Consider the following 25,404-nt stretch of genomic DNA (forward strand, 5'->3'; position numbering starts at 1 on the left):
CCTTTCCCGCCGGCCTCGGCGCGGCGTCAGTAGACGAGCTCGTCCTCGCCCTTGTTGTCGGCGAGCACGATTTCGCCCTGGTTCGAGAGTTCCTTGGCCGTGTTGACGATCTCCGTCTGGGCTTCGTCGACGTCGCGCAGGCGAACCGGGCCCATGGCCTCCATGTCCTCGCGCATGATCTTCGCGGCGCGTTCGGACATGTTGGAGAAGAAGAGGTTCTTGACCTGCTCCGAGGCGCCCTTGAGCGCCACCGCCAGGCGGTCCTTGTCGATCTGGCGCAGCAGCGTCTGCACCCCGTTGGGATCGAGCTTGTTGAGATCCTCGAAGGTGAACATGAGCTGCTTGATGCGCTCGGCGGACTCGCGGTTGCGCTCCTCAAGCGCGTTGAGGAAGCGCGTTTCCGTCTGGCGGTCCAGGTTGTTGAAGATCTCCGCCATGAGTTCGTGCGAGTCCCGGCGCGAGGTGCGCGCCAGGTTGGTCATGAACTCGTTGCGCAGCGTGCGCTCGACGTCGTCCAGCACCTCTTTCTGCACGGCCTCCATGCGGAGCATCCGCATGACGACCTCCATGGCGAAGCCCTCGGGCAGAAGGGCGAGCACGCGCGCCGAATGGTCCGGCTTGATCTTGGACAGGACGACCGCGACCGTCTGCGGGTATTCGTTCTTGAGATAGTTGGCGAGCACCTGCTCGTTCACGTTGCCGAGCTTGTCCCACATCGTGCGCCCGGCGGGACCGCGGATCTCCTCCATGATGGAGTCCGCGCGTTCCGGGTCGAGCACCTTCTTGAGCATGCGCTCGGCGTTCTCGTAGTTGCCGATGAGCGTGCCCGTGGAGGAGATCTGCTCGGCGAACTCGCTGAACAGCCGCTCGACGACGTTGGAGCTCACCGTTCCCAGGTTCGCCATGGCCTGGGACACTTCCTTGATCTCCTCGTCGTCCATGAGCTGAAACAGCTTGGCCGCGTTCTCCTCGCCGATGGCCATCATCAGCAGCGCGGCTTTGTCCGGCCCGGCAAGCGAGCGGTAATCCTCGCGCAGGCGCATGTTCATGGCAGGCAGGCTCCCCGGCTCAGCCGTTGTTCATCCAGCGGCGCAGCACGTTGGCGACCTCCTGGGGATGGCGGTCGACCAGCTGGCCGATTGTGTCGAGGGCGTCGGCGCGCACGCGCCCCGCCACCTTCTTCATCTCCACGCCCTCCGCGCCGTCGCCGTATTCATCTCCCTCGCGGCGCTGACGCGGCTGGGGTGTGCGCGGCGGTTCGGCCATGGCGACCTCCCGGACACCCTTACTGCTGGTACAGCCAGTTCCGCAGGATCGTGACCGCCTCCTCGGGATGGCGCTCGACGATCTCGCTGATCTTGCGCATCGAGGAGGCGCGCACGCGGCCCTCGACCTTGTTCAGGTCCACCAGCTGTTCGGCCTCTTCCTCTTCCTCGTCGGCGCCGAACTCGGCCACCGCGCCGCCGCCGGCGGGAAGCTGCCCCGCGGCCGCGCCGCCCTCGGGCAGCATCTGATCGCCGCCGTAACCGGCCCCGGCGGGCTGCGGTGCGGGCTGTGTGGCGGCGGATTCCAGCAGACGGCTGACCAGCGGTCGCACCACCAGCAGCAGGATCAGCACGGCGACGACGCCCAGCACCAGCAACTCGGCCGCGCGCATCAGCTGCCCCTCGGGCAGGCCGAGCAGGCCGCCATCGTCGGCGGGTTCAAGCTGCTGCGCTGGGTTGTTGAACTTCATGTTGATGACTTCGAGCTGGTCGCCGCGCTCCTGGGAAAAGCCGACGGCGGATCGCGCTAGGGAGGCGATCTTCTGCAGTTCTTCCTGGGAGCGCTGTTCATACACCTGCTCGCCGTTGTCGTTGGTGACGTACTTGCCGTCCACCAGCACGGCGACCGAGAGGCGCTCCAACCGCGGCCCCTGCTTCACGCGCGTGGTCTGGGTGTTGGAAATCTCGTAGTTGATCGTCTCTTCTTCGGAACTCTGATTGCTTTGCTGGAGGACGTTGCCTTCGCCGCCACCGCCGTCCTGGTTTTCCGGCAGCTGGTTGCCAACGGTAACGCCTTCCTGGTTGCGCGTGTCCCGTTCGCTTTCCTGTGTCTCGGTGGTCTGCTCAGAGCGCGCGACCTGTTCGGCCGGATCGTAGTCTTCGGTGCGTTCGGTCACCTGCGAGAAATTCATGTCGGCCGAAACTTCGGCGCGCACGTTGCCCGGCCCGACGTGCCGGCCGATCAACTGCTCCACGGCCCTGGCGATCCGGCGCTCGCGCTCAGCGCGGATTTCCTGCGCGTTCATGGCCATCCCGGCGAGGCCTTCCTCGCCGTCGCCGCGCGCCAGCAGGGTACCCTGCTGGTCCACGATGGAGACCATGTTGGGCTCGAGGTTCGGCACGGCTGAGGCCACGAGGTGCTGAACCGATTGAACCTGGGAATCGTCCAGGCGGCTGTTGCCGGACATGCGCAGCACGATCGAGGCGCTGGACTTCTTGCGCTCCTGGTTGAAGAGCTCGCGCTGCGGCATGACAACGTGCACGCGCGCCTGCTGCACGTTGTTCATGGCGCGAATGGTCTGTTCCAACTCGCCCTGAATCGCGCGCACGCGGTTGACGTTCTGGACGAAGTTCGTCGTGCCCAGCCCGCCCGACTCGTCGAAGATCTCGTAGCCGACGGAGCCCGAACTCGGCAGGCCCTTCTCGGCCATCGCCACGCGAAGCTGATCGACCTTGCCGGTCGGCACCTCGATCCGCTTGCCGCCGCCGGTGACCTGGTAGTCGACGCCGCGCTTCTCCAGCTCGCTGACGATCTGGCTGCGTTCGTCGTTGTTCAAGCCCGCAAACAGCAGCCCGTAATTCTGCGACGCCAACTGGCTCGTCAGATAGATGAAGAACGCGAGGATGCCCGCGGCGACGGCGCCCATGATGGCCAGCCGCGTCGCGCCGAGACTTTTCAGCGTGTCCAGAAAGGTGTTCACGCGTGTCCCCGCCGGTTGATGAACAGCCCATCGTGCGCGCCACTGGTGTGGCCCGCTGCCTCGCCTAACGCGATAAGGTTAGCCGGGTCACTGTAAAAGTGCCGTTAACGCGGGCAATTTTTTCCCATCCCGACGGGGAAGGGTACCACGGACGGGACATGCGGCTGCCCGATCGCGCGCTTCGGCGGCCCTGCAGCCGGTTCGGACGAGGGGTGCCAACGGCGACGGCCGGGCCCCGCGTGCGGGACCCGGCCGGGAGACGGCGCACGAGGGGGCTTGGCGAGGCTATTGCGCCGCCTCTGCCTCGATGTCGTCGTTGGAATGCGGTCGCCGGTATTGCTGCAACCGCGTCGTGCGCAGCCCGCGCATGCCGTGGTCGTCGATCATGCGCTGCCACTGCAGGAATTCTTCCATGGACAGGCGGTAGCGCTCGCACGCCTCTTCCAGGCTGATGAGGCCGGCGCGCACGCCGGCCACGACCTCCGCCTTGCGGCGGGCGACCCACCGCTTGGTGTCCGGGGGCGGGAGGTCGTCGATGGTCATGGTCTCGCCGGACGGACCCACGGTCGCTGGCTTGCCTGCACGCTCGCCATCCATCGCGGCTTCGATCCCCCCGTCGCTGGCCACACAACGCACCGGCCGCGGAGCCTGTGGCGGCCGAACCAGCCGGGCGCCGGCCGCGCCCGATGGGTGACCGCCGGGCCGGCGGCACGCCGCCGGATGGGTGTGTCCGGCCGGTGCTGTTCCCGTTTTCGGTTATCCGGAAGGATGCCGTCCGCATTTTAACAAACGGCTAAACGAGATGGTTAATAACACCACGGTGGTGATGTTAACGCCGCACCGCCGCGTGTGTCGGCAAAGACGCGCCCGGAGGACGAACCTCCGGGCGCGGGCAAGGGAGCGCGATGGGGGAGGTGGGGCCGCTGGATCAGCGCACCGCCTGGTTGAGGGTTTGGAGCATTTCGTCGGAGGTGGTCAGGACGCGGGTGTTGGCCGTGTAGGACTGCTGCGTCTCGATCATGTCCGAGAACTGCTCGGAGAGGTCGACCGTGGAGCGCTCCAGCGCGGAGGACTGGATGTCCCCGGCGCCGCCGACACCCGCCTCGGTCAGGATGGGTTCGCCGGACGCCTGGGTCTGGGCGAAGATGTTGCCGGACTCGCGGCCCAGCTCGGTCTGGCTGTTGAACTGGGCAACGGGCAGCTTGAAGATGTCCTGTTGCTCGCCGTTGTCGAACTGCGCGGTGACGATGCCCTCGTCGTCCACGCTCACGCCGGTGAAGTTGCCGAAGCGCGTGCCGTCCTGCTGAATGTCGTCGACGGTGAAGGCGGTATCGGCCTGCTGAAGTCCGTCGCGGCCCTGGGCGTTGTTGTTCGGGCCGCCGCCCTTGGGTGTGCCGAGGTTCAGCGTGATTTCCTGGCCGTTGGCGTTGGTGGCGTTGCGGCCGCTGTTGAAGTCGATGTTCAGCGAGAGATTGCCGTCGTTGCTGGGGTTGTCGACGCCGGGGAAACCGCCGAAGCCGTCGAAGCTGTCCAGGCTGCCGTCGGGGTTGAACTGGACCGTACCTGTGGCGACGCTTGTGGTGTTGCCGGCCGAGTCCGAGAACAGCCCGCTCGGCGCACCTTGGGCATCATTCGACAGCCGCGGCGCTTCGAGCTGCACCTGCCACTCGTTGGCGTTGGATGTCTTGGAGAATTCCACGTTCAAGTTGTGCGCGTTGCCCTGGGAATCGAAGATCTGGGTGGTGAACTCTTCCTGGGCAAGCTGAGCGTCGCCGGTTTGAGGCGAGCTCGTGTCCGTCACCAAACCGGCCGCTTCGACGAACGCCGGGTCGGCGTCGCCGAAGGTCCCGTTGCCGCCGGTATCGGTGATTTCGACGGTTCCGTCCTCGCTGTCGATGCTCAATTTCCCATTCTGAATGTTGGCGGAAAACGCGTCGCCGCCGGAGTCCGAAATGCCTCCGATGCTGCTGATTCCGCTCACGTCCAGGTTGTTCACTGCATTCTCGATGTCGTCGAGGGAGGCTGCGGTCGGGTCGATACCGGTCAAGGTGATCGTGTTGGTGCCGCCGTCGCCGATCGTCAGGTCGAAGCTGCTGTTGCCGTTGATGCCCGTCCCGCCGATCTGCTCGGCGAACTGGGTGTTGAGCGTATCGCCGGGATTGCCATTCCCGGCCCCCGTCTGCACGGCCGTCTGCGGATCCCTCTGCGCGGGCAGCGTCGCGCCGGCGGAAATCTGGCTGGTCGGGCGGGCCTGACCGGAGAGGCCGTCGACCTCGACGGAGGTCAGGCTGGCCGGGTTCTGCTGGTCGGCGGGCAGGGTGCCGTCCGGGCCGATCTGCCAGCCCTGCAGGACGTGACCGGAGGTGTTGGTGAGCAGCCCCTCGTTGTTCACCCGGAACTGGCCGTTGCGCGTGAACTTCAAGGGCGTGTCCTGATCCTGGTTGATCGCCGTCTCGTTCTTCACGGCGAAGAAGCCGTCGCCCTGGATCGCCAGGTCGGTGTTGTTGTTGGTGGCGCGCAGCTGGCCCTGCTCGCCGACGTTGCTCACGGCATCGCCGAGCACGCCGCCGGGGGAGAAGCCGGCCGAGGCGCCCGAGTTGACGACGAGGCTTTCAAAGGTCGCCTGCCGCTCCTTGAAGCCCACGGTGTTGGAGTTGGAAATGTTGTCGGAAATGACGCCCAGCGCGTCGGACTGGGCCTGAATGCCCGAAACGCTCGCGTTCAGCGCCCCGAAAATGCTCATGGCTCTCGCTCCCTCGCGCTCTCGCCGCGATCGTGTCCGTGATTCCCGTTAGCCGACCGACTGCAGCTCGTCGAAGCCGACCTCGACGCTGCCCATCTTGAGCACCACACCGTCGCCCGTGCGCTCGAAGCCGGTGATCTCGCCGATGGCGCGCGTGCTCGTCTCGACCGAATTGCCGGCCACGTCCTCGGCGACGACGTTCACATTGTAGGCGCCCTCGGGCAGGGCTTCGCCGGCGGCGTTCTCGCCGTTCCAGGTCACCTCGTGGCTGCCCGCGGCCGTCTCGGCGTCGAGCGTGCGCACCACGTCGCCGTCGCTGTTGGTGATCTCGATCTGCGCGGCGGCGGCCTCGCTGGACAGCTCGTAGCCGATCGTGGCTTCGCCGTCGCTCAGCTGGACCTTGTCGCTGCTGGCCTCGGCCCGCTGGCCGATGAAGTTGGCGGCGGACGCGGCCGCGTTGTTTTCCTGCCCCTGGATCACCTGGTCCAGCTTCTCGTTGGTGGCGAGCGCCTGCTCGACCTGCGAGAAGTTGACGAGCTGGCGCGTGAACTTGGACGGGTCGCTGGGATCCGTGGGGTTCTGGTTCTGAAGCTGCGTGGTCAGCAGGTCCACGAAGGTCTGAAAGTTGTCGACCAGCTCGCGGGACCCGTCGGAGGCGTTCTGCCCGCCGAGGTTCAGGGCGTTGCCCTGCTGACCGGAGATGATGCCGCTGGCATCCATGGCCGCGATCCTCCGTTATACGCGGATGTCGAGGCTGCCGTCGCCGGCGACCGCGGGGCCGTCCGCGGCGCCGGTGTCGCCGTCAGCCCGCTCGTTGGCGGTGGCGGTCCCGTGGCCGCCGCGGTCATGCCCGCCGCCGTCGCCGTCCGGGTTGGCCTCACCGCCGTTCTGGCCCTGTTGGTTCAGGTTGAATTCCAGGTCGTCGCTGCTCGCCTGCAGCCCGGCGTCGCGCAGCGCCTTCTCCAGCGCCTTCACGTCGCGCTGCATCATGTCGAGCGTTTCCGCCTTGTCGGCCGTCAGCACGGCGCGCACCGAGCCGTCCGAGCCGATGTCCATCTTGACGTCCACGCGGCCCAGCTCCGGGGGGCTCAGGCGCACGTTCACGCGGTCCTGCCCGGCGCTGGTGGCCTGCTGGATCTGCATGGCCACCTGGTTCTGCACCGACTGCGCCGTGTTCACGCGGGCCTGGGTGCTGGCGGCGCGGGCGTTGGCCTGGGCCTGGGTGGTCTGGTTGGCGTTGTTGCTCTGCCCGGCCTGGTTGCTGCTGTTCGCCTGCCCGTTGGCGCCGTTGCTGGACCCGAGGTCCAGGCTCTGGCCGCCGCTCGTGCTGCTGGTGCTCGTCGTTTGCACCTGGACGTCGGCGGTGAAGGAGGCGCCGCGCTGCGGCTGGCTGGCGGTGCTGGTGTCGGCGGCCTGGGGCTGGGCCTGCGCCTGGCCGGTCTGACCCTGGAGGGTGTCGCCGCCGGCGCCGCCGCTCGGCGTGTTCTGGGCCGCGCTGGCCTGGACGAGTTGCAGGAGCTGCTGAGCGCCGCCCGACACCTGGCTCTGGCTGGAGCCGCCGTTCTGGTTGCCCGTTGTGCCGCCGGTGGCCTGAGCGAGTGCCGCGCGCAGCGTGCCGCCCATGGCCGAGCTGCCCTGGAGCGTGCCGCCGCGCAGCGAGGCGAAGCGGCTGCCTTCGCCAGCCGTGGCGAAACGGCTGGTGAATTGGCTCTCGCTCTCGCCGCCGTTGGCTTGCGCCAGGGCGAGGGCGAAGAAGGAGGTGGACCCGCTGACGCGCGTGCCGCTCGTCTGCGTGCTGCTCGCCTGCTTGCTGACCCTGACCGAAGCGCTGGCGTCGCCGCCGTTGCCCGTTTGCGTGGCCTGGGCGAGGCTCGCCAACACCTGCTGTGAGACTTGCTGATTGGCCCGGCCGCCGGTGCCCTGGGCGCTGCCGGTCTGACCGGCTGCCTGACCCTGCTGGGCTCGGGCGGCGAGGGTGTCGCCCTGGCTGCCGCCCGCGGGCGTGCCGGCCTGACCGCTCCCGTTGAGCGCCTGGGCGCTGCCGTTGGTCTGGCTCTGCGCGGTGCCGGCCGTGCCCGCGCGGGATGCGGCCTGCGTGGTGCTGTTGTTGTTGCCGTCGCCGGACGTACCGCGTGCGGTTGCGCCGTTCGCGGTGGCCGCTGTCGCGGCCTGGGCCTGCGCCGCCGCGTCGCCGTCCGCGCTCGCCGTCTCGCTGCTGTTCTCGCCGTTCTTGCCGGCCGCGTCGGCTTGCGCCGTGGCGGTTTCGCCGCTGTCTTCGCTGCCGTCGCCGGAGCCGGTGGCCGCGCCATCGGTGGCTTGATCGCTCTTGCGCTCGCCGTCCTCGGCCTTCTGCTTGCCGTCGTCCGGCTGCTCGCTGTCGTCGGCTTGCTGGCTGTCGTCCGGGCGCTGCTCGTCGTCGGCGCGCCGGTCGTCCTCGGCCGCGCGGTCCCGGTCGGCGCGGCGGTCCGACGGCTCCGTCTCGCGCGGCGGCTCGGGGTCGCGGCGCGGCTCGGGTTCCGGCTCGTAGTCCTCTTGCCGGGCCAGCTCGGCCGCGAAGTCGCCGTTTTGCGGCGGCGCGGGCGCGCGCCGCTGCTGCTGGATGAAGCGCTCGGCAGGGTCGAACGCGTCGGCGATGGGACTGGACATGGCGGTCGCTCGCTCCCCTGCGCCCGTCGTGCACCGCGCATGGCGCGACGGCGGGTGTTGCCCTGAGCCGTCCACGCGGGACGGCAGGCGAGATGATGCAACCGCCGTGCCAAGATTGCGGGGGACGCGCGCCCGGCCCCTCGCCGCCGGTCTGGCAAATCTTGCTGCCGGGGCAGGGCACGACCTGCCGGGCGGGCGTTGACCGCCCCGATCCCCCGGCGCCATCTACACGGTATGCCCGCGCCCGATCCCGAAACCTGGATCACCGTCACCGACCGCGGCCTCTACGTCGCGCCGGGGGATTTCTACGTCGACCCGACGCGCCCGGTGCACCGCGCCGTGATCACGCACGGCCACGGCGACCACGCGCGCCCGGATCACGGCGACGTGCTGGCCACGCCGGAAACCCTGGCCGTGATGCGCCACCGCTACACCGACCGCGCGGGCGCGCGCCTCCAGGCCCTCGGCTACGGCGAGCCCGTCCGGATCGGCGACGTCACCGTGACGCTGCGCCCGGCCGGCCACGTGCTCGGCAGCGCGCAGGTGGTGCTTGACCACTCCGGCAGCCGCGTGGTCGCGGCGGGCGACTACAAGCGCCGCCCCGATCCCACATGTCCGCCGTTCGAGCCGGTGGCCTGCGACGCCTTCATCACCGAGGCCACCTTCGGCTTGCCGGTCTTCCGCCATCCCGACCCCGACACGGAAATCCAGCGCCTGCTCACCACCCAGCGCCTGTTCCCCGAACGCGCCTTGGTGGTGGGGTGCTACGCGCTGGGCAAGGCGCAGCGCCTCATCAAGCTGTTGCGCCACGCCGGCTACGAGCGGCCCATCTACGTCCACGGCGCGCTCATGGGGCTGTGCCGGGTCTACGAAGAGCTCGGCATCGATCTCGGGCCGCTGGAGCCCGCGACCGGTCAGAACAAGAAAACCCTGGCGGGCGAGATCGTGCTGGCGCCGCCGCCGGCCATTCAGGACCGCTGGGCGCGCCGGCTGCCGGAGCCGCTGCCCGCCATGGCTTCGGGGTGGATGCGCGTGCGCCAGCGGGCCCGCCAGCGTGGCGCCGAGCTGGCCCTGGTGATTTCCGACCACGCCGACTGGGACGAGCTGACCGAAACGCTCGAAGAGGTGAACGCGCCGCGCGTCTGGGTCACGCACGGCAGCGAGGAGCCGCTGTGCCACTGGGCGCGCCAGCGCGGCTTCGACGCCAAGGCGCTCGCCGTCGTCGGCTGGGGCGAGGAAGAAACCGACCCCGAAGACCGTGCGGAGGTGGCCGGGTGAGGGGCTTCGCCGATCTGCTCGACCGCCTCGTTTTCACGGGCTCGCGCAACGCCAAGCTGCGCCTGATGGGGCGGTATTTCACGGAGCAACCGGACCCGGACCGCGGTTACGCGCTCGCCGCGCTCTCCGGCATGCTGGATTTCCGCACCGCCAAGCCGGCGCAGATCCGCGACCTAGCCGGGGAGCGCGTGGATCCCGTGCTGCTCGGCTGGTCGCACGACTATGTCGGCGATCTGGCGGAGACGGTGGCGTTGATCTGGCCGCAGCAGCCCGGTGCCAACCGCGAACCGGACCTGCACGAGGTGGTGGAGACGCTTCAGGCGGCGGGCCGGCAGGACGTGCCGGGCCACATGGCGCGCTGGCTGGATGCCCTGGACGCCACGGGCCGCTGGGCGCTGCTCAAGCTCATCACCGGCGGGCTGCGTGTGGGTGTGTCCGAGCGGCTGGCGAAGACCGCCCTGGCGGAGACCTTCGCCGCCGACCTTCAGGCCATCGAGGAGGTCTGGCACGGCCTGGAGCCGCCCTACCGCGACCTCTTCGCCTGGCTGGAAGGCCGCGCGGCGCGGCCTGCCGTGGATTCCACCGCCGTCTTCCGGCCGCTGATGCTGGCACAGCCGCTGGAGGACACGGGTGTCGAAAGCCTGGACATCGAAACCTACCGCGCGGAATGGAAGTGGGACGGCATCCGCGTCCAGCTCGTGGCGGGTGAGGGCACGGCGCGCATCTTCTCCCGCACGGGGGAGGAGATCACCGGCACCTTCCCCGAAATCGCCGACGCCATGACCTTCCGCGCGGTGCTGGACGGGGAATTGCTGGTCGCGCGCGAGGGCGAGGTCGCGCCCTTCAACGACCTGCAACAGCGCCTCAACCGCAAGCGCGTGAGCGCCAAGCTGCTCAAGGACTATCCGGCGCACGTCCGCCTCTACGACCTGCTGATCGAGGACGGCGAAGACCTGCGCGGGCTGGCCTTCGACGACCGCCGGGCGCGGCTGGCGGCATGGCACGAACGCGTGCGGCCGCCGCGCATGGACATCTCGCCGCTGCTGGACGTCCGCAGCCTGGAGGATCTGCGCCACCTGCGCGAGGAGGCCCGGCAACGCGGCATCGAGGGGCTGATGCTCAAGCGCGGCGACAGTCCCTACGTCGCCGGCCGCCCCAAGGGCTCGTGGTACAAGTGGAAGCGCGATCCGCTGGCTGTGGACGCCGTGCTGATGTACGCCCAGCGGGGTCACGGCAAGCGCTCGTCCTTCTACTCGGACTACACCTTCGGCGCGTGGCGCCCCGAGCCGGATGGCGACGGCTGGGAGCTGGTGCCCGTGGGCAAGGCCTACTTCGGCTTCACGGACCAGGAGCTGCGCCAGCTCGACAAGTTCGTGCGCGACAACACCGTGGAACGGTACGGGCCCGTGCGCGCGGTCGCGCCCGAGCTGGTGCTGGAGGTGGCCTTCGACGCCGTCCACCGCTCCACGCGCCACAAATCCGGCGTGGCGATGCGCTTTCCCCGCGTCGCGCGCATCCGCTGGGACAAGCCCGCAAGCGAGGCGGATACCCTGGCGTCGCTGGAGGCGTTGCGGGAGGACTGATCGGAGGACCGGGTCAGCTCGGTCTGTCGTCCAGGCCGTTGAAGAATGCGGCCACGTCTTTCGTGGTCTCGAAGGTGCCGGCGTACCAGCGCTGCCCGTGCGGCGTGCGCACGGTCAGCATGGGCACGGCGATCGCGCCGGCCTTGAGGGCGCGCTGCGGTTCTTCGCGCACGTCAACCACGTCCAGGTAAGCCTGCGAATACCCAGCCTGCTCCAGCGCTTCCAGCACGGCGCGGCGCGCGCGCTCCGAGCCGGGCGTGCCCGCGCTCAGGAAGAGCGTGCACGGCGCCTCGCCGCCGCGGTCGTCCGGCGTTCCCTGTGCTGATGTGGACGCCATGTGCTCTGCTTCGCTCATATGGGGCGCCGCGTCACGGGCGCTTGGCCCGTCTGCGTCTCGCTGATCCGGACCCCGTCGTCGCCCAGAACCAGATGCAGAATGTCGTGCGAGTGTTGCGTGCCGCGTGCCTTGATGACCGAAAGCGCGCGCCCTCGTGACACCCCGGTCAGGGTGTAGGACAGCGAAATCCAGCTGTCCGCGAGCGTGGAGATGGCGCTCGCCGTGAAGTCGCTGTCGGGCTCCACCAGCGAGGTGATGACGGCCGTGATCCCCTTGGACTTCAGCATGTCCACCATGCGCTCGGCGACGCCGCGGGCGCGCGGGGAATCGTAGCCCTTCATGAATGCCGAAACGGGATCGATGACGACCACGCTGGGCTGCACGCGGTTGATGGCGCGGCGGATGGCGATGTAGTTCTCCTCCGCCGTCACGCCGAGGCCGCTGAGCGACAAGCCGGAGATCGCGCCGGTTTCCTGGTGGCGGTCCAGGTGCCGGTTGAGCGATTGCACGTCCAGCACGATCTGCTGGAAGCTCTCGTCGAACGCCACGTAGAGCGCGCGCTCTCCGTTGTCGGCCGCGCGCTCAACAAACGAGGCCGCGAGGGTTGTCTTGGCCGTGCCCGGCGCGCCCGAAATCATCGTCACCGAGCCGCGCAGATAGCCGCCGGAGAGCACGTCGTCCAGGTCCGGCACGCCGGTCGGCACGCGTTCGCGCGACAGGTGGTGCTGAAGCGCGCTGCGCCCCACGAGGGCCGGCACGATGCCCTCTTCGTCGATGACGTAGGGCACTTCGCTGCCGCCGAAAGCCGAGCCGCGGTACTTGACCACTTGCAGCGTGCGCACCATGGCGCCCGTGGCCGTGCGCCGGCGCAGGGCGATCACGCACTGCGCGGCGAACTGCATGAAGGTGTCATCGGCGGAGGCGACCACGCCCTCGTCGTCGCCCTTGGCCGTGATGAGCACGGTCACGCCCTTGGACGTCAGCGTGTTGAGCACCCGATACAATTCGGCGCGGCGGCGCGCCACGTCGCTCAACCCCGACAGAACCTGATCCAGCCCGTCGAGCACCACGAAGTCCAGCGCACCCTGGTCGGCCATCGCCCCGAGACCGGCGGTCAGGCCGTCCAGCTCGAACTCTCCCGTAACGAGGGCTTCCAGCGTCGGGCGCCCGTCGAAGAAGGTGAGGCCGTTGCCGACGAGGGCGCTCGGATCCCACGTAAAGCTTCGGGCGTTGGCGAGGATCTCGTCCTCGCCCTCCTCGAAGGTGACGAACGCGCACGGCGTTCCGCGCTGGGCCGCGTTCGCCAGGATCTGAAGCGCGAACACCGTTTTGCCCGCCCCGGGCGCACCGACGACGAGCGTGGCGCGGTGCTTCGGCAGGCCGCCTTCGGTCAGGCGGTCCAGACTCTCCAAGCCCGTGGAGATCTTGGGAAGCTGGTTGGTCATGCGCGTCCTGCGGCGATCCGGTTCGAAGCTACGCGGGACTTGATCGATGAATGTACCACGAAAATGGAAAATGGACGCCGAACCGCCTCGTGTCGATGGGGCCCGTTCGAGCCATTCATTCGCGGCGTGGCACGGGCCTCATGGGCGTTACTGGAGCCGACTACAGACAGAGCGTATGCTGGCTGCCGGCCGCGTCGTCGAAGAGGTCGATGTTGCGCCCGGCCACGCGCCCATGAAAGGCGCCGGACGGCGTCTTTCCGGTGAATTCGTCGTCGTCGACCAGATGCAGCGCGATCGCGGTCCCGTGCGCGTCTTCCAGGCGGGGCAGGGTGCCCGTGAGTCGCAGGCCGTCGGTCTCGTCGGTGATGTCGACCCGGTCGTCCTCGATGCTGCCGGCGACGGGAAAACGGCTGCCCACGTCGAAGTCGAAGATGCCCTCGACGCTGTAGCCCTCGATCACGACGCCGGTTAGATAGGCCACCAGTCGCCGTTGAACCGGGGTGAGGGCCTGCTGCGCCATGTCAGAAGTTGCCCCATGCGGGCTTGTGCGCGGTCAGCTGCGCCTCGCCGGCCTCAAGGTCCGGCGTCTGGCCCTCGTCCAGCTGGTCCAGGCGCATCAGGGCGAGGCCGACGCCGTCGACGGCCGAGCGCAGCGTGCCCGCCGATTTGCCGCCGCGCCGGATGGCCGTGCCGGGCTCGGGCATGGGCCCCTCGATCGTCACCGGCACCAGGCGCTTCTTGGCCAGGCCGCGATACTTCATGCGCGCCGTCAGTTCCTGGCCCAGAAAGCAGCCCTTGTCCCAGTCGATGCCGTGCAGCTCGTCAAAGCCGGATTCGATGAGGGTAGCGCGCTCAACCTCCAGGTCGCGACTGCCGTCGGGCACGCCCAGGCCGAGGCGCAGCTTGTCGTAAGCGCTGACGTCGTCGCTGACGGCGAACCCGGCTTCGCGAAGGGTTTGTTCCATCGTGGCCCGGGGAAGCACGGCGCGCGCGCCCAGTTGGCCCAGGCGCGGATCGGTGAAGGCGACGCCCTCGCCGAAGGGGCGCGTGAAGCCCTCCAGCGCCGGCAGGTCGAGCAGGCCCAGGGCGCGCTCGCCCAGAAGCGCGACCACCGCCAACTCTTCGCTGCGGTCCGTCATCGTCGCCCGCGAGCGCAGCTTGTAGAGGGACAGCCGCTTGCGCAGATGCTCCAGGCGCTCGGCCTCACAGTCCAGCCACAGGGCGCCGTCCGGCGCCTGCGCCACCATGAACTCGTGCAGGAATTTGCCTTGGGGCGTGAGAAACGCGGACCAGATCGCGGTTTCCGCGTTCACGCGCTGGACATCGTTGCTGGTGATGCCGTTGAGGAAGCTGACGGCATCCTCGCCGCTGATGTCCATGACCCCGCGATGGGGCAGCGGAACGGCCACGGGTGGCTGTGCCATGTCCGGCTCCAGTGCGTTTGTTGAACCGCCCGATCCGGCGAGGTGGTTGCCGGTTCGCCGCGCCGCAAGGCTCGACGCCGCGCCCGCGCCGCGTCAGGCTCGGCGGGGAATCCAGCGGGCCACAGTCCACCACACCAGCAGCCGGCGAGGCACGCGCAATGAGCGAGTCCTACGATCTCGTGATCACCGGCGGCACCGTCATGACGCCCTGGGGCGCGGCCGCCTGCGATGTCGGCGTGCGCGATGGCCGGATCGCCGCCCTGGGCGATCTTCCCAACGCCGCGGCGGCGCAGACCATCGACGCGGTCGGCCTGCACGTCCTGCCGGGCGTAATCGACAGCCAGGTCCACTTCCGCGAGCCCGGCGGCGAGCACAAGGAGGATCTGGCGACCGGCACGCGCTCGGCCGCGCTCGGCGGCGTGACCACGATCTTCGAGATGCCCAACACCAAGCCGCCGACAACCTCGGTGGAGGCACTTCAGGACAAGTTCGACCGCGCGGCCGGGCGCGCCTGGGTGGACCACGCCTTCTTCGTCGGCGCCAGCGCGGAGAACGCGCATCATGTCGACGAGCTGGAGCGGCTGCCGGGCTGCGCCGGCATCAAGATCTTCATGGGCGCCTCGACCGGGCCGCTGCTGGTCGCCGACGAGGCCACGCTCGACACTGTGGTCGGCCGCGTTCGCCGCCGTTTCGCCGTCCACGCCGAGGACGCCGCGCGCCTGGACGAGCGGAAGCCCCACGCCCAGGCCTCGCCGGCCGATCCCAGCGCGCATCCGGTTTGGCGCGACCCCGAGGCGGCGCTGCGGGCCACCCGCCGTATCCTGGCGCTGGCCCGCCGGCACGGCGCGCGTGTGCAGGTGCTGCACATCTCCACGGCCGACGAGTTGCCGGAGCTGGCGCGGGCGCGCGACCATGCGACCGTCGAGGTGACGCCGCAGCACCTCACCCTGGAAGCGCCCGACTGCTACCGCCAGCTCGGCCCCAAGGCGCAGATGAACCCGCCGGTGCGCGATTCCCGCCACCGCGCGGCGCTGTGGAACGCCGTTCGCTCCGGGCTGGTGGACGTGATCGGCTCCGACCACGCGCCCCACACGGCCGACGAAAAGGACGCCGCCTATCCGGACTCCCCCTCCGGCATGCCGGGGGTGCAGACCCTGCTCCCGGTGATGCTCAACCACGTGGCCGAGGGGCGGCTGAGCCTGGAGCGGCTGGTGGACATGACGGCCGCCGGGCCGGCGCGGGTCTACAACCTGGCCGGCAAGGGCCGCGTCGCCGAGGGCTACGACGCCGACCTGACCCTCGTGGATACGCGTGCCGACCGCACGATCGACGCCGACTGGCTCGCGTCCAAGGCAGGCTGGTCCCCCTTCGAGGGCATGCGCGTGACGGGCTGGCCCGTGGCCACCGTGCTGCGCGGGCAAGTCATTGCGCGCGACGGCGAAGTCCTGGGAAGTCCGCACGGTCGGCCCGCCCGCTTCCAGGAGACACTGGCGCCGGGGACGGCCGGCTAAGCGCGGCACGTGTGTTCGTCGGTGATCATTTTTAACCGAAATTAAGACTCTCTCAATTTTTCCGTGGGCACACCGTGGTCTCGCCGGCAGACCGGTGAAAGGAAAAACTGGGGAGGTCAAATGTTTGGACGAGCCCGTCTGGTTATCGGGGTGACTGCGGCCGCGCTTGCAATGCCGTCGGTGGCCGCAGCGAACGAAGAGATCACGGTCGCCTCGCTCACGTCGTGGCCGCCGTTCTCGGGCAAGGAGCTGCCGAACAAGGGCTTCAGCAACGACGTGGCCAAAACCGTGCTGGAGCGCGCGGGCTACGACGTCACGGTCAAGCTGATGCCATGGAGCCGTGCCAAGAAGATGACGGAGCGCGGCAAGTTCGAGGTGCTCACGAGCGTCTGGCACAACGAGAAGCGCGCGAAGACACTCGCCTTCACGGACGCGATTGCCCGCAACGAACTCGTTTTCATCTCACGCAAGGGCTCGGGCTTCACCTACACGGGCCTGGACAGCCTGAAGGGCATGACGGTCGGCACCGTGCGCGGGTACGACTATCAGGATGCTTTTCTGGACACCGATCATTTCCAGCGGGAAGCGGCCGAGAGCTTCAAGACCAACCTGAAGAAGCTCGCCGCCGGCCGCATCGACGCCGCCGTGGGCGACCGGCTGATCGGCAAGTATCTGGTCAGCAACAAATTGAGCAGCCTGAAGGGCGAACTCGCGTACAGTGACAAGGCGCTTTCCTCCAAGAAGCTGTACGTGACCGTCAGCCGGAAGGCGGAGAACACCGAGCAGCTCGTCAGTGATTTCAACGCGGCGTTGAAGGCGATCCGCGCGGACGGCACCTACACCGAAATTCAGGCGCGTCACGGCCTGCAATAAGGTCGGCACCACAACCGTTTCCCCGGCCGGGCCGTCCGCCAGGACGGTCCGGTCTTTTCGCCGCCGCCGCTCGCGCCACATCGCGGGCGGACGGACACGGGAGCGGTCATGGAACAGGGTGCATTGCCGTCGATCCCCGAGGGTGGCGTGGCGGTCGTGCTGGGCGCCACGGGCGGCCTGGGCGCGGCGATGGTCGAGGCGCTGGGCGCGAGTGGCCGCTTCACGGCCGTGCGGGGCTTTTCGCGGTCGAGCGATCCGGCGCTCGACGTGACGGACGAGGCCAGCGTGCAGCGCGTGGCCGAGGCGGTGGCGAACGCGGGCGCGGCGCCGCGGCTGATCTTCGACGCCACGGGCGTGCTGCACGACGCGACGATGCAGCCGGAGAAGAGTTGGCGGCACATCGACCCGGCGGCGATGCAGCGCGCCTTCGCCGTAAACGCCACGGGGCCGGCGCTGTTGATGAAGCACCTGCTGCCGCTGCTGCCGCGCGAGGGCAAGAGCGTCTTCGCCACGCTCTCGGCGCGGGTGGGTAGCATCGGCGACAACCGCGCGGGCGGCTGGTACGCCTACCGCGCGGCCAAGGCGGCGCTGAACCAGCTTACCCACACGGCGGCGATCGAGCTGGCGCGCCGGCGCGGCGAGGCCGTGTGCGTGGCGCTGCATCCCGGCACGACCGACACGGCGATGACGCAGCCCTTCAGCAAGCGGGGCCTCACGGTGCGTTCGCCCGAGGTCGCGGCGGGCGAGCTGTTGGCCGTGCTGGACGGCCTGACGCCCGCCGAGAGCGGCGGTTTCTTCGACCAGCACGGCGAACCCATCGCGTGGTGAGTTATCCTGTGGCCGCGAGGCGGTCGGCTTCCAGGTTCACCCAGGTCAGCTCGTGCTTGTTGTGGTGCAGGTGCATGAGGCGGCTGCCGGGAATGGCGGCGAAGGCGGCCTGGGCGTCGAAGTCCGTCTCGCCCTGGAACTTGAGCGTGCACACGAAGTTGCGCACGCGCCCGGCGTCCAGCCAGCGGTGCACCAGCTCCAGCAGCTTCGCCGGCTCGCAGGCGATGTCGGAGAACAACCAATCCACGTGACCGACATGCTGCGGGCGCAGCCCAAAGGCGCTGTCGCGGCGCGCCGCGACGCCGGGCATGGCCGCCACGGTGTCGGCCAGGGGCGCCTTGTCCACCGCCGTCACCCGCGCGCCCAGCTTGGCGAGCACCCAGGTCCAGCCGCCGGGCGCCGCGCCCAGGTCCAGGCAGGTCTCACCGGGGGCGGGTTGGGCGCCCACAATGAGCGCCGGCTGCGTGCCCAGCACGGTGAAGGCTTCCCACAGCTTCAGGTAGGCACGGTTGGGCGGCCCGTCGCGGTCCTCGACGAACCGCGGCTCGCCGTTGGGGAAGGGGCTGCCGGTCGTGGGCGCGGCGAGCATCCGATCCGGTGCGAGCAGCGTCCAGCCGCCCAGCGGTGCGGTGGGCGGCGCGTCCCCGAAGGTCAGCGGCTTGGCGGAGACGTGGGGCAGGTGCTCGGCGATCAGGTGCGCGCGGCGGTGCAGCTCGGTGGGCAGCAGCCACCACGAGCGTTGCAGCGCGCGCAGGTTTGCCGCCGCCTTCTTGATCGAGGGCGCGGGCAACTCGCGCGGGTCGTGCCAGGTGTCCTGCGCCCAGGCCGCGCGGTAGCCGGTGGCGTCGGTGACGATCAGCCGGCCGTGCGTCGCCCGCACCGGCACGCCCGCCCGCGTCAGCTCGGTGTGCAGCACTGGCTCGAACCCGGCCGGCGCGACGAAGGCCCTGAGATCGCTCATGCTCGGCGTTGGCTCCTGCCGTCCGGTGCGGCATGTAGGGGTGGCAGGCGGTGGTGCAAGGCGCGGGCGTTCCGTGCCGTGGCGCCGTGACGTAGGATGCTCATGCGGTTCAGCACGCGGAGCGGATGCGATGGCCGATCAGCCGATGCTCTTCGCGCTCGGCGACGACGCGCCCTTCGGCCGCGGGGTGGCGAGCCACCTGGGGACCACCCTGGGCCACCACGAGGAGCGCCACTTCGAGGACGGCGAGCACAAGGCCCGCCCGCTGGAGACGGTGCGCGGGCGCGACGTCTACGTCCTCCATTCCCTCTACGGCGACGGCACGGCCACGGCCAACGACAAGTTGTGCCGGCTGCTCTTCTTCTGCGGCGCCTGCCGTGATGCCGGCGCGGCCTCGGTGACGGCCGTGACGCCCTATCTCTGTTACGCGCGCAAGGACCGGCGCACCAAGGCGCACGACCCGGTCACGACGCGCTACGTCGCCGCGATGATGGAGGCGGTCGGCATCAGCCGCGTCATGGCGCTGGAAGCCCACAACCCGGCCGCCTTCGACAACGCCCACCGCATCCCCGCCGACCACCTGGACGCCCACCGCGTGCTGGCGAACCACTTGGCGGCGCGGGTGCGTGGGGACGTCACCGTCATCTCCCCGGACGCCGGCGGGATGAAGCGCGCGGAATCCGTACGCCGGCACCTGACCGAGGCGCTGGGCCGCGAGGTCGGGCGCGGCTTCATGGAGAAGCACCGCAGCCGCGGCGTGGTCACGGGCGACGTGCTGGCGGGCGAGGTCGCGGGCACGACGGCCGTGATCGTGGACGACCTCATTGCCTCGGGCGGCACGCTCCAGCGCGCGGCGCGCACCGCGCGCGAGCAGGGCGCGACCGGCGTGATCGCGGCGGCGACGCACGGCCTCTTCGTCGAGGACGCGGACGCCACCCTGGCCGACGACGCCTTCGACGCGGTGATCGTGACCAACAGCGTGCCCGCCTTCCGCCTCACCGCCGAAGCCGCGCGCGGCAAGCTCACGGTTCTGGACGTTACGCCGCTGGTGGGCGCGGCCATCGCGCGCGTGCAGACGGGCGGCTCGCTGGCGGAGCTGCTGGGCACGGAAACCTGACGCTCAGGCAAGCGTTTCCGCGTGGCGCTCGGCGATGGCGAGGTAGGTCGCGGTCCGGTCGCGCCACTTGTCCGGGTTGGGCACGGCTTCGTCCAGGTGCCAGAGCGACAGCTTCGCCCGCAGCAGCGCCCGCTTTGCGCGGTAGAGGGCGACCAGCTCGGCCGGCGGGGCGTCGTCCGTGCGCGCGGTGTAGGCGTTCAGGATGACGGGGCCGACCCAGGTCGCGCCCAGGCGTTCGCATTCCATGCCCAGGAAGGCGATCTCTTCCACGGGATCGTTGTGGCGGAAGGCGCTGTTGAACTCGATGCAGTCGATGACGGCGGGCGGCGGGCCCAGGTGAACGTGCTCTGGCCGCAGATCGCCGTGGCCGTCGACAAGCCGGGCCGCGCGGCCAGCGAGCAGCTCGCGCCGGTCGCCGATCGCGGCGTCCAGGGTGTCGGCGAGGGCGCGGATGCGCGCCGGGTCCACGGGGTGTTCCGGGCCGTTCAGCAGGTCGTCGCGGTTGGCGGCGAGCGTGCTGCGCAGGCCATCCAGGTAAGCGTCCGGGTCCTGCGGCATGGGCTGCCGGTCCCGGTAGAAGCGCGCCAACAGGTCGGCGGCATCCGCCAACGCTTCGCGCGGCACCTCGCCGGTCAGGATCGCATTCTCCAAAAAACCGTCCGCGGGCAGGCGGCGCATCTTCACCAGCCAGTCCACGACCTCGCCGTGGCTGTCGAGCGTCAACGCGCCGTCGGGCCGCTGGCGCAGCGTCACCACGCCCAGGTAGGTCGTCGGCGCGAGGCGGCGGTTCAGCTCGATCTCCGCGCGGCAGACGCGGCGGCGCGCGTCCAGCGTGGTGTAGTCCAGAAAGTCGAAGCGCACCGGCTTCTTGAGCTTGTAGGCGTGCTCGCGCGTCAGGAAGACCCAGGCCATGTGGGTTTCGCGCGTTTCCACGCTTTCCGGCGCGTCCGCATAGATCTCCGGCTGGCTCAGGAACGCGACCTTCTCGGCGAGGCCGGGGCCTGTGGTGGTTGTGTCGTCCGCCATGCGGCGAGCCTTGACGCGGATTAAAGTGGGGCTCTTGCAGCTTCGGTAGGGTACGGACCCAGCTTGGAGCAGGAAACCACACCCCGCCGGAAGGGGCGACGATGTTCCGCGACCGCGCCGATGCCGGGAAGCGCCTGGCCGCCGAGCTGGCCCGGCAGTCCCTGACCGATCCCGTGGTGATCGCGATGCCGCGCGGCGGTGTGCCCGTCGGGCTGAAGATCGCGCGCGAGCTGGGTGCGCCGCTCGATCTGGTGATGGTGCGCAAGCTGGGCGCGCCGGCGCAGCCGGAGCTGGCGATGGGCGCCGTGGCCCGCGCCGGGGCGGAACGGGAGGTCGTCACCAACCGCGAGGTCATCCGCGCCTTCGGGCTGGGGCAGGACGCCATCGACGAAGCCGTCGCGCGCGAGATGGCGGTGATCGCCGAGCGCGAGCGCACCTACCTCTCGGGCCGCACGCGCCCGCCCATCGAGGGGCGCAGCGCCATCGTCGTCGACGACGGCATCGCCACGGGCGCCACAGCCCGCGCGGCCATCCGGGCGGTGCGCCGCCGCAACCCGGCCGAGGTGGTGCTGGCGGTGCCGTTGGGTCCGCCGGACACGATCGCGGCGATGGACGGGGAAGCGGACCGCGTGGTGTGCCTGGACCAGCCCGAGTGGTTCGCCGCCATCAGCATGGGCTACGCCGACTTCCACCAGGTCGGCGACCGCGAGGTGGTGGCGGCGTTGGACGAGGCGGCCCGGAACGCGGGCGAGGGATCAGCAGGTTGAGTGGATGAGCGCGCCCGCCGCGTGCGTTTCCCGCAACCGGTTGTATTCGGCCACGGCGTCGTCGGTCTGCAGCACGTGGACCGGGATACCGCGCTGGCGCAGCAGGTCGAGCGTTTCCCCGCAGGTCCGCAGACGCTCGTACACACCCTTCGACAGCACCACCACGCTCGCGCCGTGATCCAGCAGCTCCTGCACGTCGGCCGGCTGGATGCCGGGCTCGTGGCGCGTGCCCGTCTCCCTCCAGTCCCATTCCCGCGCGCCGCCGGGATACAGCTTGGCGTCCCGGAACGTCCGCCCGTCGGCCATCTCGACGCGGCCCCAGGCGTGGCGGGCGATGCGGGGTGCGGCAGCGGCCATGGCGGCCTCCGTCCACGGCGATTTCACCGCCGACAGCCTACCCGAAGCGGACCAACGCTCGGAACACCGTCTTCCCCGCGTCAACCACCGTCTCCGGACGCACGGTTCACCAGAACTGTTTGCCGCGACGCGACCGGGGACCCGTGATCGACGCTCAACTCCACGGGCTGGACCAGCGTCCAGGCATCCGTGTCGCCAAGTCTGAGTTCGTAATCCCCGTAGCGCAGACGATCGAACGCGAAGAAGCCCCCGTACGAACTCGTGGTCGTCGCCACCGTGTCGCCGTTCGGATCCACCAGCTTCAATGGAATACCGGGAATCGGCTCTTCGGACTCCGCGATGCGAACCGTGCCGTCCACGGCGCCCGTTCGGTTCACCGGGATCGTCAGCTTGGGCGTCCGGCCGGCGCGCGGAACGACGCGGTAGCCCTCGTGCTTGGGAAGCCAGAAGGGGTTGCGCAAGGAGCGTGTTCGGATCGTGATGGCCTGGTCGTCAAGGGTGTTGAAGCCCCGCAGCGTCGCGGTGCCATCGGCGTCCGTGGGCTCGGTCGCCGACGGATCGCCGCTGAAGCGCACGCCCTTGAGCCGGCGTTCATCCGCATCCGGCTCGCCGTCGTTGTCGTCGTCCAGGAACACCTCCGCGGCCACGGCCCCGTCGTTGCTGACGCCCTCTTCCGCCACCTCGTAGCCGCCGTGGCCGGTCGGGCCGAAGCCCACGTTGAGCCGCAGCCCGACGGATATGCCATCGTCTTCGTTCCAGCCCGCCGTGCCGCTGAGAAGCACCGGCCCAAAGCGCCGGGTGATGTCGGCTTGCCCCGTGAATTCGTCGTTTTGAAAGCTCTGGCGCACGTCGACACCCAGGCTGAAATTGCGTCCGTGATCGTAGCGCAGGTTCAGCCGCGCATTGTTCGCGGCCAGCGGAAGAGCGTAGTCGACACCGGCGCGAACGCCGATCGGGCGAAAACGGCGGCTGAGGCTCAGGTTCCCATCGACTTGCCCGGTGTCGTTGTCGCCGAGGTTGCGGTCGAGGCTGTTGCTGATCCGGAGCCGGTCGATCCGCAGGCGCTGCGTGCTTTGCACGCTCAAGCGCGTGCTGCCGCCGCGGTCGCGGTTGAAGCGCGAGGAGACGCCCAGATTCATGCGCGTGAACCCGAAGTCGATCGGGGTGTTCGTGGTCAATTCGGCGTCCAGCTCGGTCGCGTTGTCGTCGAAGCCCAGATCGGGGCTCTCCAGACCGCTGAAATAGCCGAGCTGCATGTTGGTGCGCACGGGCCCGATGCGCCGCAGCGCCTGCACGTCCGCGCCGAAACCGCCCTGCGGGCTGGCGAGCGCCCGCACCTGCGCCGTGGCGCCGCCGAGCGCCGCGTTGACGCCGCCCACGGCGTATTGGCGGGTGCCCTCGCGCGTGGGCACGGAGGTGAAGGCGCCGAAGCCCGACAGGCGCTTGGAAAACCCGTGGGCGACGATGCCCGTGGCGGAAAGGCCGGCGCGGTCCTCGCGGGTTTCCTCCCCCACCGGGATGAAGTCGCTGCCCACGTCCACCAAGGAGGCGCGGGCGATGGTCTGGCCGGGGCGTGCCAGCGCGCGCGAGGTGTTGATGCTGCGCACGCGCTCGCGTTTTTGACCCTGTGGACCGTAGAGCACCACCCGAAGCCGGTTGTTGCCGAACAGCAGCGGCACGTTCTCGAATTCGTAGCGGCCGTCGTCGCCGATGCGCTGGAATTCCAGCAATTGGCCGTTGCGGTAGAGTTCCGCTTCGAAGCCGGTGGGGGCGTTGCCCTCGACCGTCGTGGTGTCGAACTGCTCCGCGCGTTCCAGCGGGAAACCGGAGATCGTGATGCCGCGGCCGCGGCCCAGGCCCCCCACGCGCGTCAGGGCGCGCCGGCTGACGTCGCCGAACTGGACGTCCTCGACGCCGAACGGCAGCGGTTCGACGATGTCCGACCGGCGGAAGGTCAGGCGGGCGTCGGTGACTTCCCGCGTGCTGTCGGTGCGAAGGCGCACGCGGCCGCTGGACGACATCCCGAGGAGATCCTGCGACCAGTCGATCTCGTGGTTGGCTACCGTTCGGCCCTGGTCCACGCTGACCTCGCTGTTGAGGTCGACGGCCGGGTCGCTCCAGGTTTCGTAGGGAACAGAGACCGGTTCCAGGTCTTTTTCCGGTGGTCCGCGGCGGCTGAGGAGGCGTTCGCGGCGTTCCTCGCGCTCGCGCTGTTTCTGCACCGGCAAGGGCTCCGCCGGGTTCACCGAGACCCGTAGCTGGGCCATGTCCACCTGGAGGTCCACGGGCCAGGCTTTGTTCAGTGCCTGCCGCGCGACGTAGAGTTCGCCGCGCGTGGCGAGCTGATCGGTCAGGAACGCGTCGCGGCCGACCTCGAAGCGTTTGCCCTCGCGGACGATTTCGCCGGCCTTGGCGTCGAAGGAGACCGTGCGGTCCTTGGCGAGGAACCAGCCCTCGGCGAAGGCGTTGTCCGGTTCCACCTCGATGACGAAATCGAGCGCGTCGGCCATTGCCCGCAATGGAAAATAAACGCGCCCCTCGCTCTGCCGTGCAAAGACGGACTGGCGTAGGATCAAATCGCCCGCGACGACCTGGACGGGCAAGGGGCGCGCGTTCGATTGCGCGCGAACGGATGTCGCGGTCAGGACGACCGCGACGATGAAAATGACCAGGCCAAAACCCCTTACCGCTGTCGGATCACGGAACACGGACCTCGGTCTCGGCCAGCAACGGGCCCTGCCGGTTGTTGTCCGTGTGCTCGAACAGCCGGTAATGGATCGTGCCGCCGGACAGGTCGATGTCCTCGGGCGGGTTCAGCTTGTGGTTGAAAACCCGAACCGAAACCTCGGGGTAGACGCCCAGCCCGCGCAGATCCCTGAGAACGCGTTCTTCGCCCTGCGGGCCGGTCCAGACCACCTCGCCGTCGGCGTAGATGCTGCGCTTGCCTTCCCGATTGACGGTCACGCGAAGCGTGGGCGTCCCGTTCCGATCGACGAGCTTGGCGTCGCTGATCGAGACCGCGGCCGACAGCTCGCCTTGGCGGTAGATCACGGGCAGCGTCGTTTGACGAACCGTCCGCAAGGTCACGGAGATGTCGTCGTTTCCGGTATCGACGTTTCGTTGCTGCGGTTCCTCGGTGACGACGAGGTGGGAGCGGTATTCGCCCGGCGGCAGATCCTTGGGCGGGCGCACCATGAAGCGGATGATCTGCCGGCCGCCCGGTGGCACGACGGCCTGACGCGGCGCGTAGATCGTGAAATCGTGGGACGGCTCGATGCCCTCGGGCAGGTCCTCGCCGTCGGGAACCTCCTTGAGGAGGCCCGTCTTCGGCTCCATGCGCATCAACTGCCACTCGAAGCGCACCCTGTCCGGCTCCTCGCCGGAATTGAAGATGCGCAGAACGGCCGTGCGGTTGCGCTCGGACAGCACGAGCCGGGTCGGCGCGAATTTGAGCGCGAGCACGGGCGTCGTCAGCATGACCGCTGCCAAGCCCGCGAGCAGACCCGCCTGAACCCGCATGCGCATCCCGGATCTCCCCGAATC

23 protein-coding genes are annotated in these 25,404 nt (G+C 69.4%); 7 read left to right on the top strand and 16 right to left on the bottom strand.

The annotated features are described in order from the left end of the window. Window positions 1-26: 26 nt before the first annotated feature. The 7 genes from fliG to BLQ43_RS02375 all read right to left on the bottom strand — a co-directional run bounded on the left by fliG (window position 27) and on the right by BLQ43_RS02375 (window position 8,354). Complete coding sequence (fliG, locus tag BLQ43_RS02345) at window positions 27-1,049, bottom strand: flagellar motor switch protein FliG (RefSeq protein ID WP_090018496.1); 1,023 nt, start codon at window positions 1,047-1,049, stop codon at window positions 27-29. Between the two features lie 19 nt (window positions 1,050-1,068). Further along, window positions 1,069-1,266: a hypothetical protein gene (locus BLQ43_RS02350; protein ID WP_090018497.1), complete on the bottom strand. Its 198-nt coding sequence runs from the start codon at window positions 1,264-1,266 to the stop codon at window positions 1,069-1,071. Window positions 1,267-1,285: 19 nt separating this feature from the next. Then, a complete protein-coding gene (fliF, locus tag BLQ43_RS02355) occupies window positions 1,286-2,965 on the bottom strand; it encodes a flagellar basal-body MS-ring/collar protein FliF (protein ID WP_090018498.1) in 1,680 nt (559 codons plus the stop codon). 285 nt (window positions 2,966-3,250) lie between these two features. Then, entirely contained in the window at window positions 3,251-3,562 is a 312-nt protein-coding gene (gene sciP / locus BLQ43_RS02360) for a CtrA inhibitor SciP (RefSeq protein ID WP_090018653.1), read from the bottom strand. Window positions 3,563-3,893: 331 nt separating this feature from the next. Then, on the bottom strand, window positions 3,894-5,708 hold the full coding sequence (locus BLQ43_RS02365; RefSeq protein ID WP_090018499.1) for a flagellar hook protein FlgE: 1,815 nt from the start codon (window positions 5,706-5,708) through the stop codon (window positions 3,894-3,896). 48 nt (window positions 5,709-5,756) lie between these two features. Beyond that, window positions 5,757-6,428, bottom strand: coding sequence for a flagellar hook assembly protein FlgD (locus BLQ43_RS02370; protein ID WP_090018500.1), 672 nt, complete (start codon window positions 6,426-6,428; stop codon window positions 5,757-5,759). Between the two features lie 15 nt (window positions 6,429-6,443). Next, entirely contained in the window at window positions 6,444-8,354 is a 1,911-nt protein-coding gene (locus BLQ43_RS02375) for a flagellar hook-length control protein FliK (protein WP_143006126.1), read from the bottom strand. A gap of 234 nt (window positions 8,355-8,588) precedes the next feature. On the opposite strand from BLQ43_RS02375, the gene BLQ43_RS02380 reads away from it, so the two are divergent. Further along, window positions 8,589-9,632 (top strand): ligase-associated DNA damage response exonuclease, encoded by a 1,044-nt coding sequence (locus BLQ43_RS02380; protein WP_090018502.1) that lies wholly within the window; start codon window positions 8,589-8,591, stop codon window positions 9,630-9,632. Then, on the top strand, window positions 9,629-11,215 hold the full coding sequence (locus tag BLQ43_RS02385) for a cisplatin damage response ATP-dependent DNA ligase (RefSeq protein ID WP_090018503.1): 1,587 nt from the start codon (window positions 9,629-9,631) through the stop codon (window positions 11,213-11,215). The genes BLQ43_RS02380 and BLQ43_RS02385 overlap by 4 nt, the downstream gene beginning before the upstream one ends. Before the next feature lie 13 nt (window positions 11,216-11,228). Here BLQ43_RS02385 and BLQ43_RS02390 read toward each other — a convergent pair whose 3' ends face one another. The 4 genes from BLQ43_RS02390 to ygfZ form a co-directional block, all read right to left on the bottom strand. Further along, complete coding sequence (locus BLQ43_RS02390) at window positions 11,229-11,570, bottom strand: circadian clock KaiB family protein (protein WP_143006127.1); 342 nt, start codon at window positions 11,568-11,570, stop codon at window positions 11,229-11,231. Next, a complete protein-coding gene (locus tag BLQ43_RS02395; RefSeq protein ID WP_090018505.1) occupies window positions 11,567-12,997 on the bottom strand; it encodes a DUF7125 family protein in 1,431 nt (476 codons plus the stop codon). Before BLQ43_RS02395 ends, BLQ43_RS02390 begins: the two co-directional genes overlap by 4 nt. Before the next feature lie 160 nt (window positions 12,998-13,157). After that, window positions 13,158-13,517 (bottom strand): hypothetical protein, encoded by a 360-nt coding sequence (locus tag BLQ43_RS02400; RefSeq protein ID WP_090018506.1) that lies wholly within the window; start codon window positions 13,515-13,517, stop codon window positions 13,158-13,160. A 1-nt stretch (window position 13,518) separates the two neighbouring features. Next, a complete protein-coding gene (gene ygfZ / locus BLQ43_RS02405) occupies window positions 13,519-14,421 on the bottom strand; it encodes a CAF17-like 4Fe-4S cluster assembly/insertion protein YgfZ (protein WP_090018507.1) in 903 nt (300 codons plus the stop codon). A gap of 158 nt (window positions 14,422-14,579) precedes the next feature. Between ygfZ and BLQ43_RS02410 the strand changes: the two genes are divergently transcribed. The 3 genes from BLQ43_RS02410 (at window position 14,580) to BLQ43_RS02420 (ending at window position 17,633) form a co-directional block, all read left to right on the top strand. Further along, window positions 14,580-15,932 carry a dihydroorotase gene (locus tag BLQ43_RS02410; RefSeq protein WP_090018508.1) on the top strand — a complete coding sequence of 451 codons (1,353 nt, stop codon included), beginning with the start codon at window positions 14,580-14,582 and terminating at the stop codon, window positions 15,930-15,932. A 120-nt stretch (window positions 15,933-16,052) separates the two neighbouring features. Continuing rightward, entirely contained in the window at window positions 16,053-16,805 is a 753-nt protein-coding gene (locus BLQ43_RS02415) for a substrate-binding periplasmic protein (RefSeq protein ID WP_090018509.1), read from the top strand. A gap of 108 nt (window positions 16,806-16,913) precedes the next feature. Further along, complete coding sequence (locus tag BLQ43_RS02420) at window positions 16,914-17,633, top strand: SDR family NAD(P)-dependent oxidoreductase (protein WP_090018510.1); 720 nt, start codon at window positions 16,914-16,916, stop codon at window positions 17,631-17,633. Between the two features lies 1 nt (window position 17,634). Here the strand turns inward: BLQ43_RS02420 and BLQ43_RS02425 are convergent, their stop codons facing one another. Next, window positions 17,635-18,594 carry an SAM-dependent methyltransferase gene (locus tag BLQ43_RS02425; RefSeq protein ID WP_090018511.1) on the bottom strand — a complete coding sequence of 320 codons (960 nt, stop codon included), beginning with the start codon at window positions 18,592-18,594 and terminating at the stop codon, window positions 17,635-17,637. 130 nt (window positions 18,595-18,724) lie between these two features. On the opposite strand from BLQ43_RS02425, the gene BLQ43_RS02430 reads away from it, so the two are divergent. Beyond that, complete coding sequence (locus tag BLQ43_RS02430) at window positions 18,725-19,711, top strand: ribose-phosphate diphosphokinase (protein WP_090018512.1); 987 nt, start codon at window positions 18,725-18,727, stop codon at window positions 19,709-19,711. A 3-nt stretch (window positions 19,712-19,714) separates the two neighbouring features. On the opposite strand, the gene BLQ43_RS02435 is transcribed toward BLQ43_RS02430, so the two are convergent. Further along, the gene (locus BLQ43_RS02435) at window positions 19,715-20,737 is read right to left on the bottom strand and encodes a hypothetical protein (RefSeq protein ID WP_090018513.1); all 1,023 of its coding nucleotides are present in this window, start codon (window positions 20,735-20,737) and stop codon (window positions 19,715-19,717) included. Window positions 20,738-20,838: 101 nt separating this feature from the next. Between BLQ43_RS02435 and BLQ43_RS02440 the strand changes: the two genes are divergently transcribed. After that, on the top strand, window positions 20,839-21,504 hold the full coding sequence (locus tag BLQ43_RS02440; RefSeq protein WP_090018514.1) for a phosphoribosyltransferase: 666 nt from the start codon (window positions 20,839-20,841) through the stop codon (window positions 21,502-21,504). Here BLQ43_RS02440 and BLQ43_RS02445 read toward each other — a convergent pair. From BLQ43_RS02445 to BLQ43_RS02455, 3 genes are all read right to left on the bottom strand, one after another. Then, on the bottom strand, window positions 21,493-21,861 hold the full coding sequence (locus tag BLQ43_RS02445) for an Mth938-like domain-containing protein (RefSeq protein ID WP_090018654.1): 369 nt from the start codon (window positions 21,859-21,861) through the stop codon (window positions 21,493-21,495). The two genes, BLQ43_RS02440 and BLQ43_RS02445, sit on opposite strands and share 12 nt — an antisense overlap. A gap of 80 nt (window positions 21,862-21,941) precedes the next feature. Then, window positions 21,942-24,371, bottom strand: coding sequence for an MSCRAMM family protein (locus BLQ43_RS02450; RefSeq protein ID WP_090018515.1), 2,430 nt, complete (start codon window positions 24,369-24,371; stop codon window positions 21,942-21,944). Between the two features lie 187 nt (window positions 24,372-24,558). Beyond that, on the bottom strand, window positions 24,559-25,386 hold the full coding sequence (locus tag BLQ43_RS02455) for a fimbrial biogenesis chaperone (RefSeq protein WP_090018516.1): 828 nt from the start codon (window positions 25,384-25,386) through the stop codon (window positions 24,559-24,561). Between the last annotated feature and the right edge of the window lie 18 nt (window positions 25,387-25,404).

It is taken from the genome of Limimonas halophila (genome assembly GCF_900100655.1).
Lineage (GTDB): Bacteria > Pseudomonadota > Alphaproteobacteria > Kiloniellales > Rhodovibrionaceae > Limimonas > Limimonas halophila.

Coding starts and splice junctions, on each gene's coding strand:
- fliG (WP_090018496.1), bottom strand. CDS start 1,049: ATGAACATGCGCCTGCGCGAGGATTACCGCTCGCTTGCCGGGCCGGAC.
- BLQ43_RS02350 (WP_090018497.1), bottom strand. CDS start 1,266: ATGGCCGAACCGCCGCGCACACCCCAGCCGCGTCAGCGCCGCGAGGGA.
- sciP (WP_090018653.1), bottom strand. CDS start 3,562: ATGGATGGCGAGCGTGCAGGCAAGCCAGCGACCGTGGGTCCGTCCGGC.
- BLQ43_RS02365 (WP_090018499.1), bottom strand. CDS start 5,708: ATGAGCATTTTCGGGGCGCTGAACGCGAGCGTTTCGGGCATTCAGGCC.
- BLQ43_RS02370 (WP_090018500.1), bottom strand. CDS start 6,428: ATGGATGCCAGCGGCATCATCTCCGGTCAGCAGGGCAACGCCCTGAAC.
- BLQ43_RS02375 (WP_143006126.1), bottom strand. CDS start 8,354: ATGTCCAGTCCCATCGCCGACGCGTTCGACCCTGCCGAGCGCTTCATC.
- BLQ43_RS02380 (WP_090018502.1), top strand. CDS start 8,589: ATGCCCGCGCCCGATCCCGAAACCTGGATCACCGTCACCGACCGCGGC.
- BLQ43_RS02390 (WP_143006127.1), bottom strand. CDS start 11,570: ATGAGCGAAGCAGAGCACATGGCGTCCACATCAGCACAGGGAACGCCG.
- BLQ43_RS02395 (WP_090018505.1), bottom strand. CDS start 12,997: ATGACCAACCAGCTTCCCAAGATCTCCACGGGCTTGGAGAGTCTGGAC.
- BLQ43_RS02400 (WP_090018506.1), bottom strand. CDS start 13,517: ATGGCGCAGCAGGCCCTCACCCCGGTTCAACGGCGACTGGTGGCCTAT.
- ygfZ (WP_090018507.1), bottom strand. CDS start 14,421: ATGGCACAGCCACCCGTGGCCGTTCCGCTGCCCCATCGCGGGGTCATG.
- BLQ43_RS02410 (WP_090018508.1), top strand. CDS start 14,580: ATGAGCGAGTCCTACGATCTCGTGATCACCGGCGGCACCGTCATGACG.
- BLQ43_RS02415 (WP_090018509.1), top strand. CDS start 16,053: ATGTTTGGACGAGCCCGTCTGGTTATCGGGGTGACTGCGGCCGCGCTT.
- BLQ43_RS02420 (WP_090018510.1), top strand. CDS start 16,914: ATGGAACAGGGTGCATTGCCGTCGATCCCCGAGGGTGGCGTGGCGGTC.
- BLQ43_RS02425 (WP_090018511.1), bottom strand. CDS start 18,594: ATGAGCGATCTCAGGGCCTTCGTCGCGCCGGCCGGGTTCGAGCCAGTG.
- BLQ43_RS02430 (WP_090018512.1), top strand. CDS start 18,725: ATGGCCGATCAGCCGATGCTCTTCGCGCTCGGCGACGACGCGCCCTTC.
- BLQ43_RS02435 (WP_090018513.1), bottom strand. CDS start 20,737: ATGGCGGACGACACAACCACCACAGGCCCCGGCCTCGCCGAGAAGGTC.
- BLQ43_RS02440 (WP_090018514.1), top strand. CDS start 20,839: ATGTTCCGCGACCGCGCCGATGCCGGGAAGCGCCTGGCCGCCGAGCTG.
- BLQ43_RS02445 (WP_090018654.1), bottom strand. CDS start 21,861: ATGGCCGCTGCCGCACCCCGCATCGCCCGCCACGCCTGGGGCCGCGTC.
- BLQ43_RS02450 (WP_090018515.1), bottom strand. CDS start 24,371: ATGGCCGACGCGCTCGATTTCGTCATCGAGGTGGAACCGGACAACGCC.
- BLQ43_RS02455 (WP_090018516.1), bottom strand. CDS start 25,386: ATGCGCATGCGGGTTCAGGCGGGTCTGCTCGCGGGCTTGGCAGCGGTC.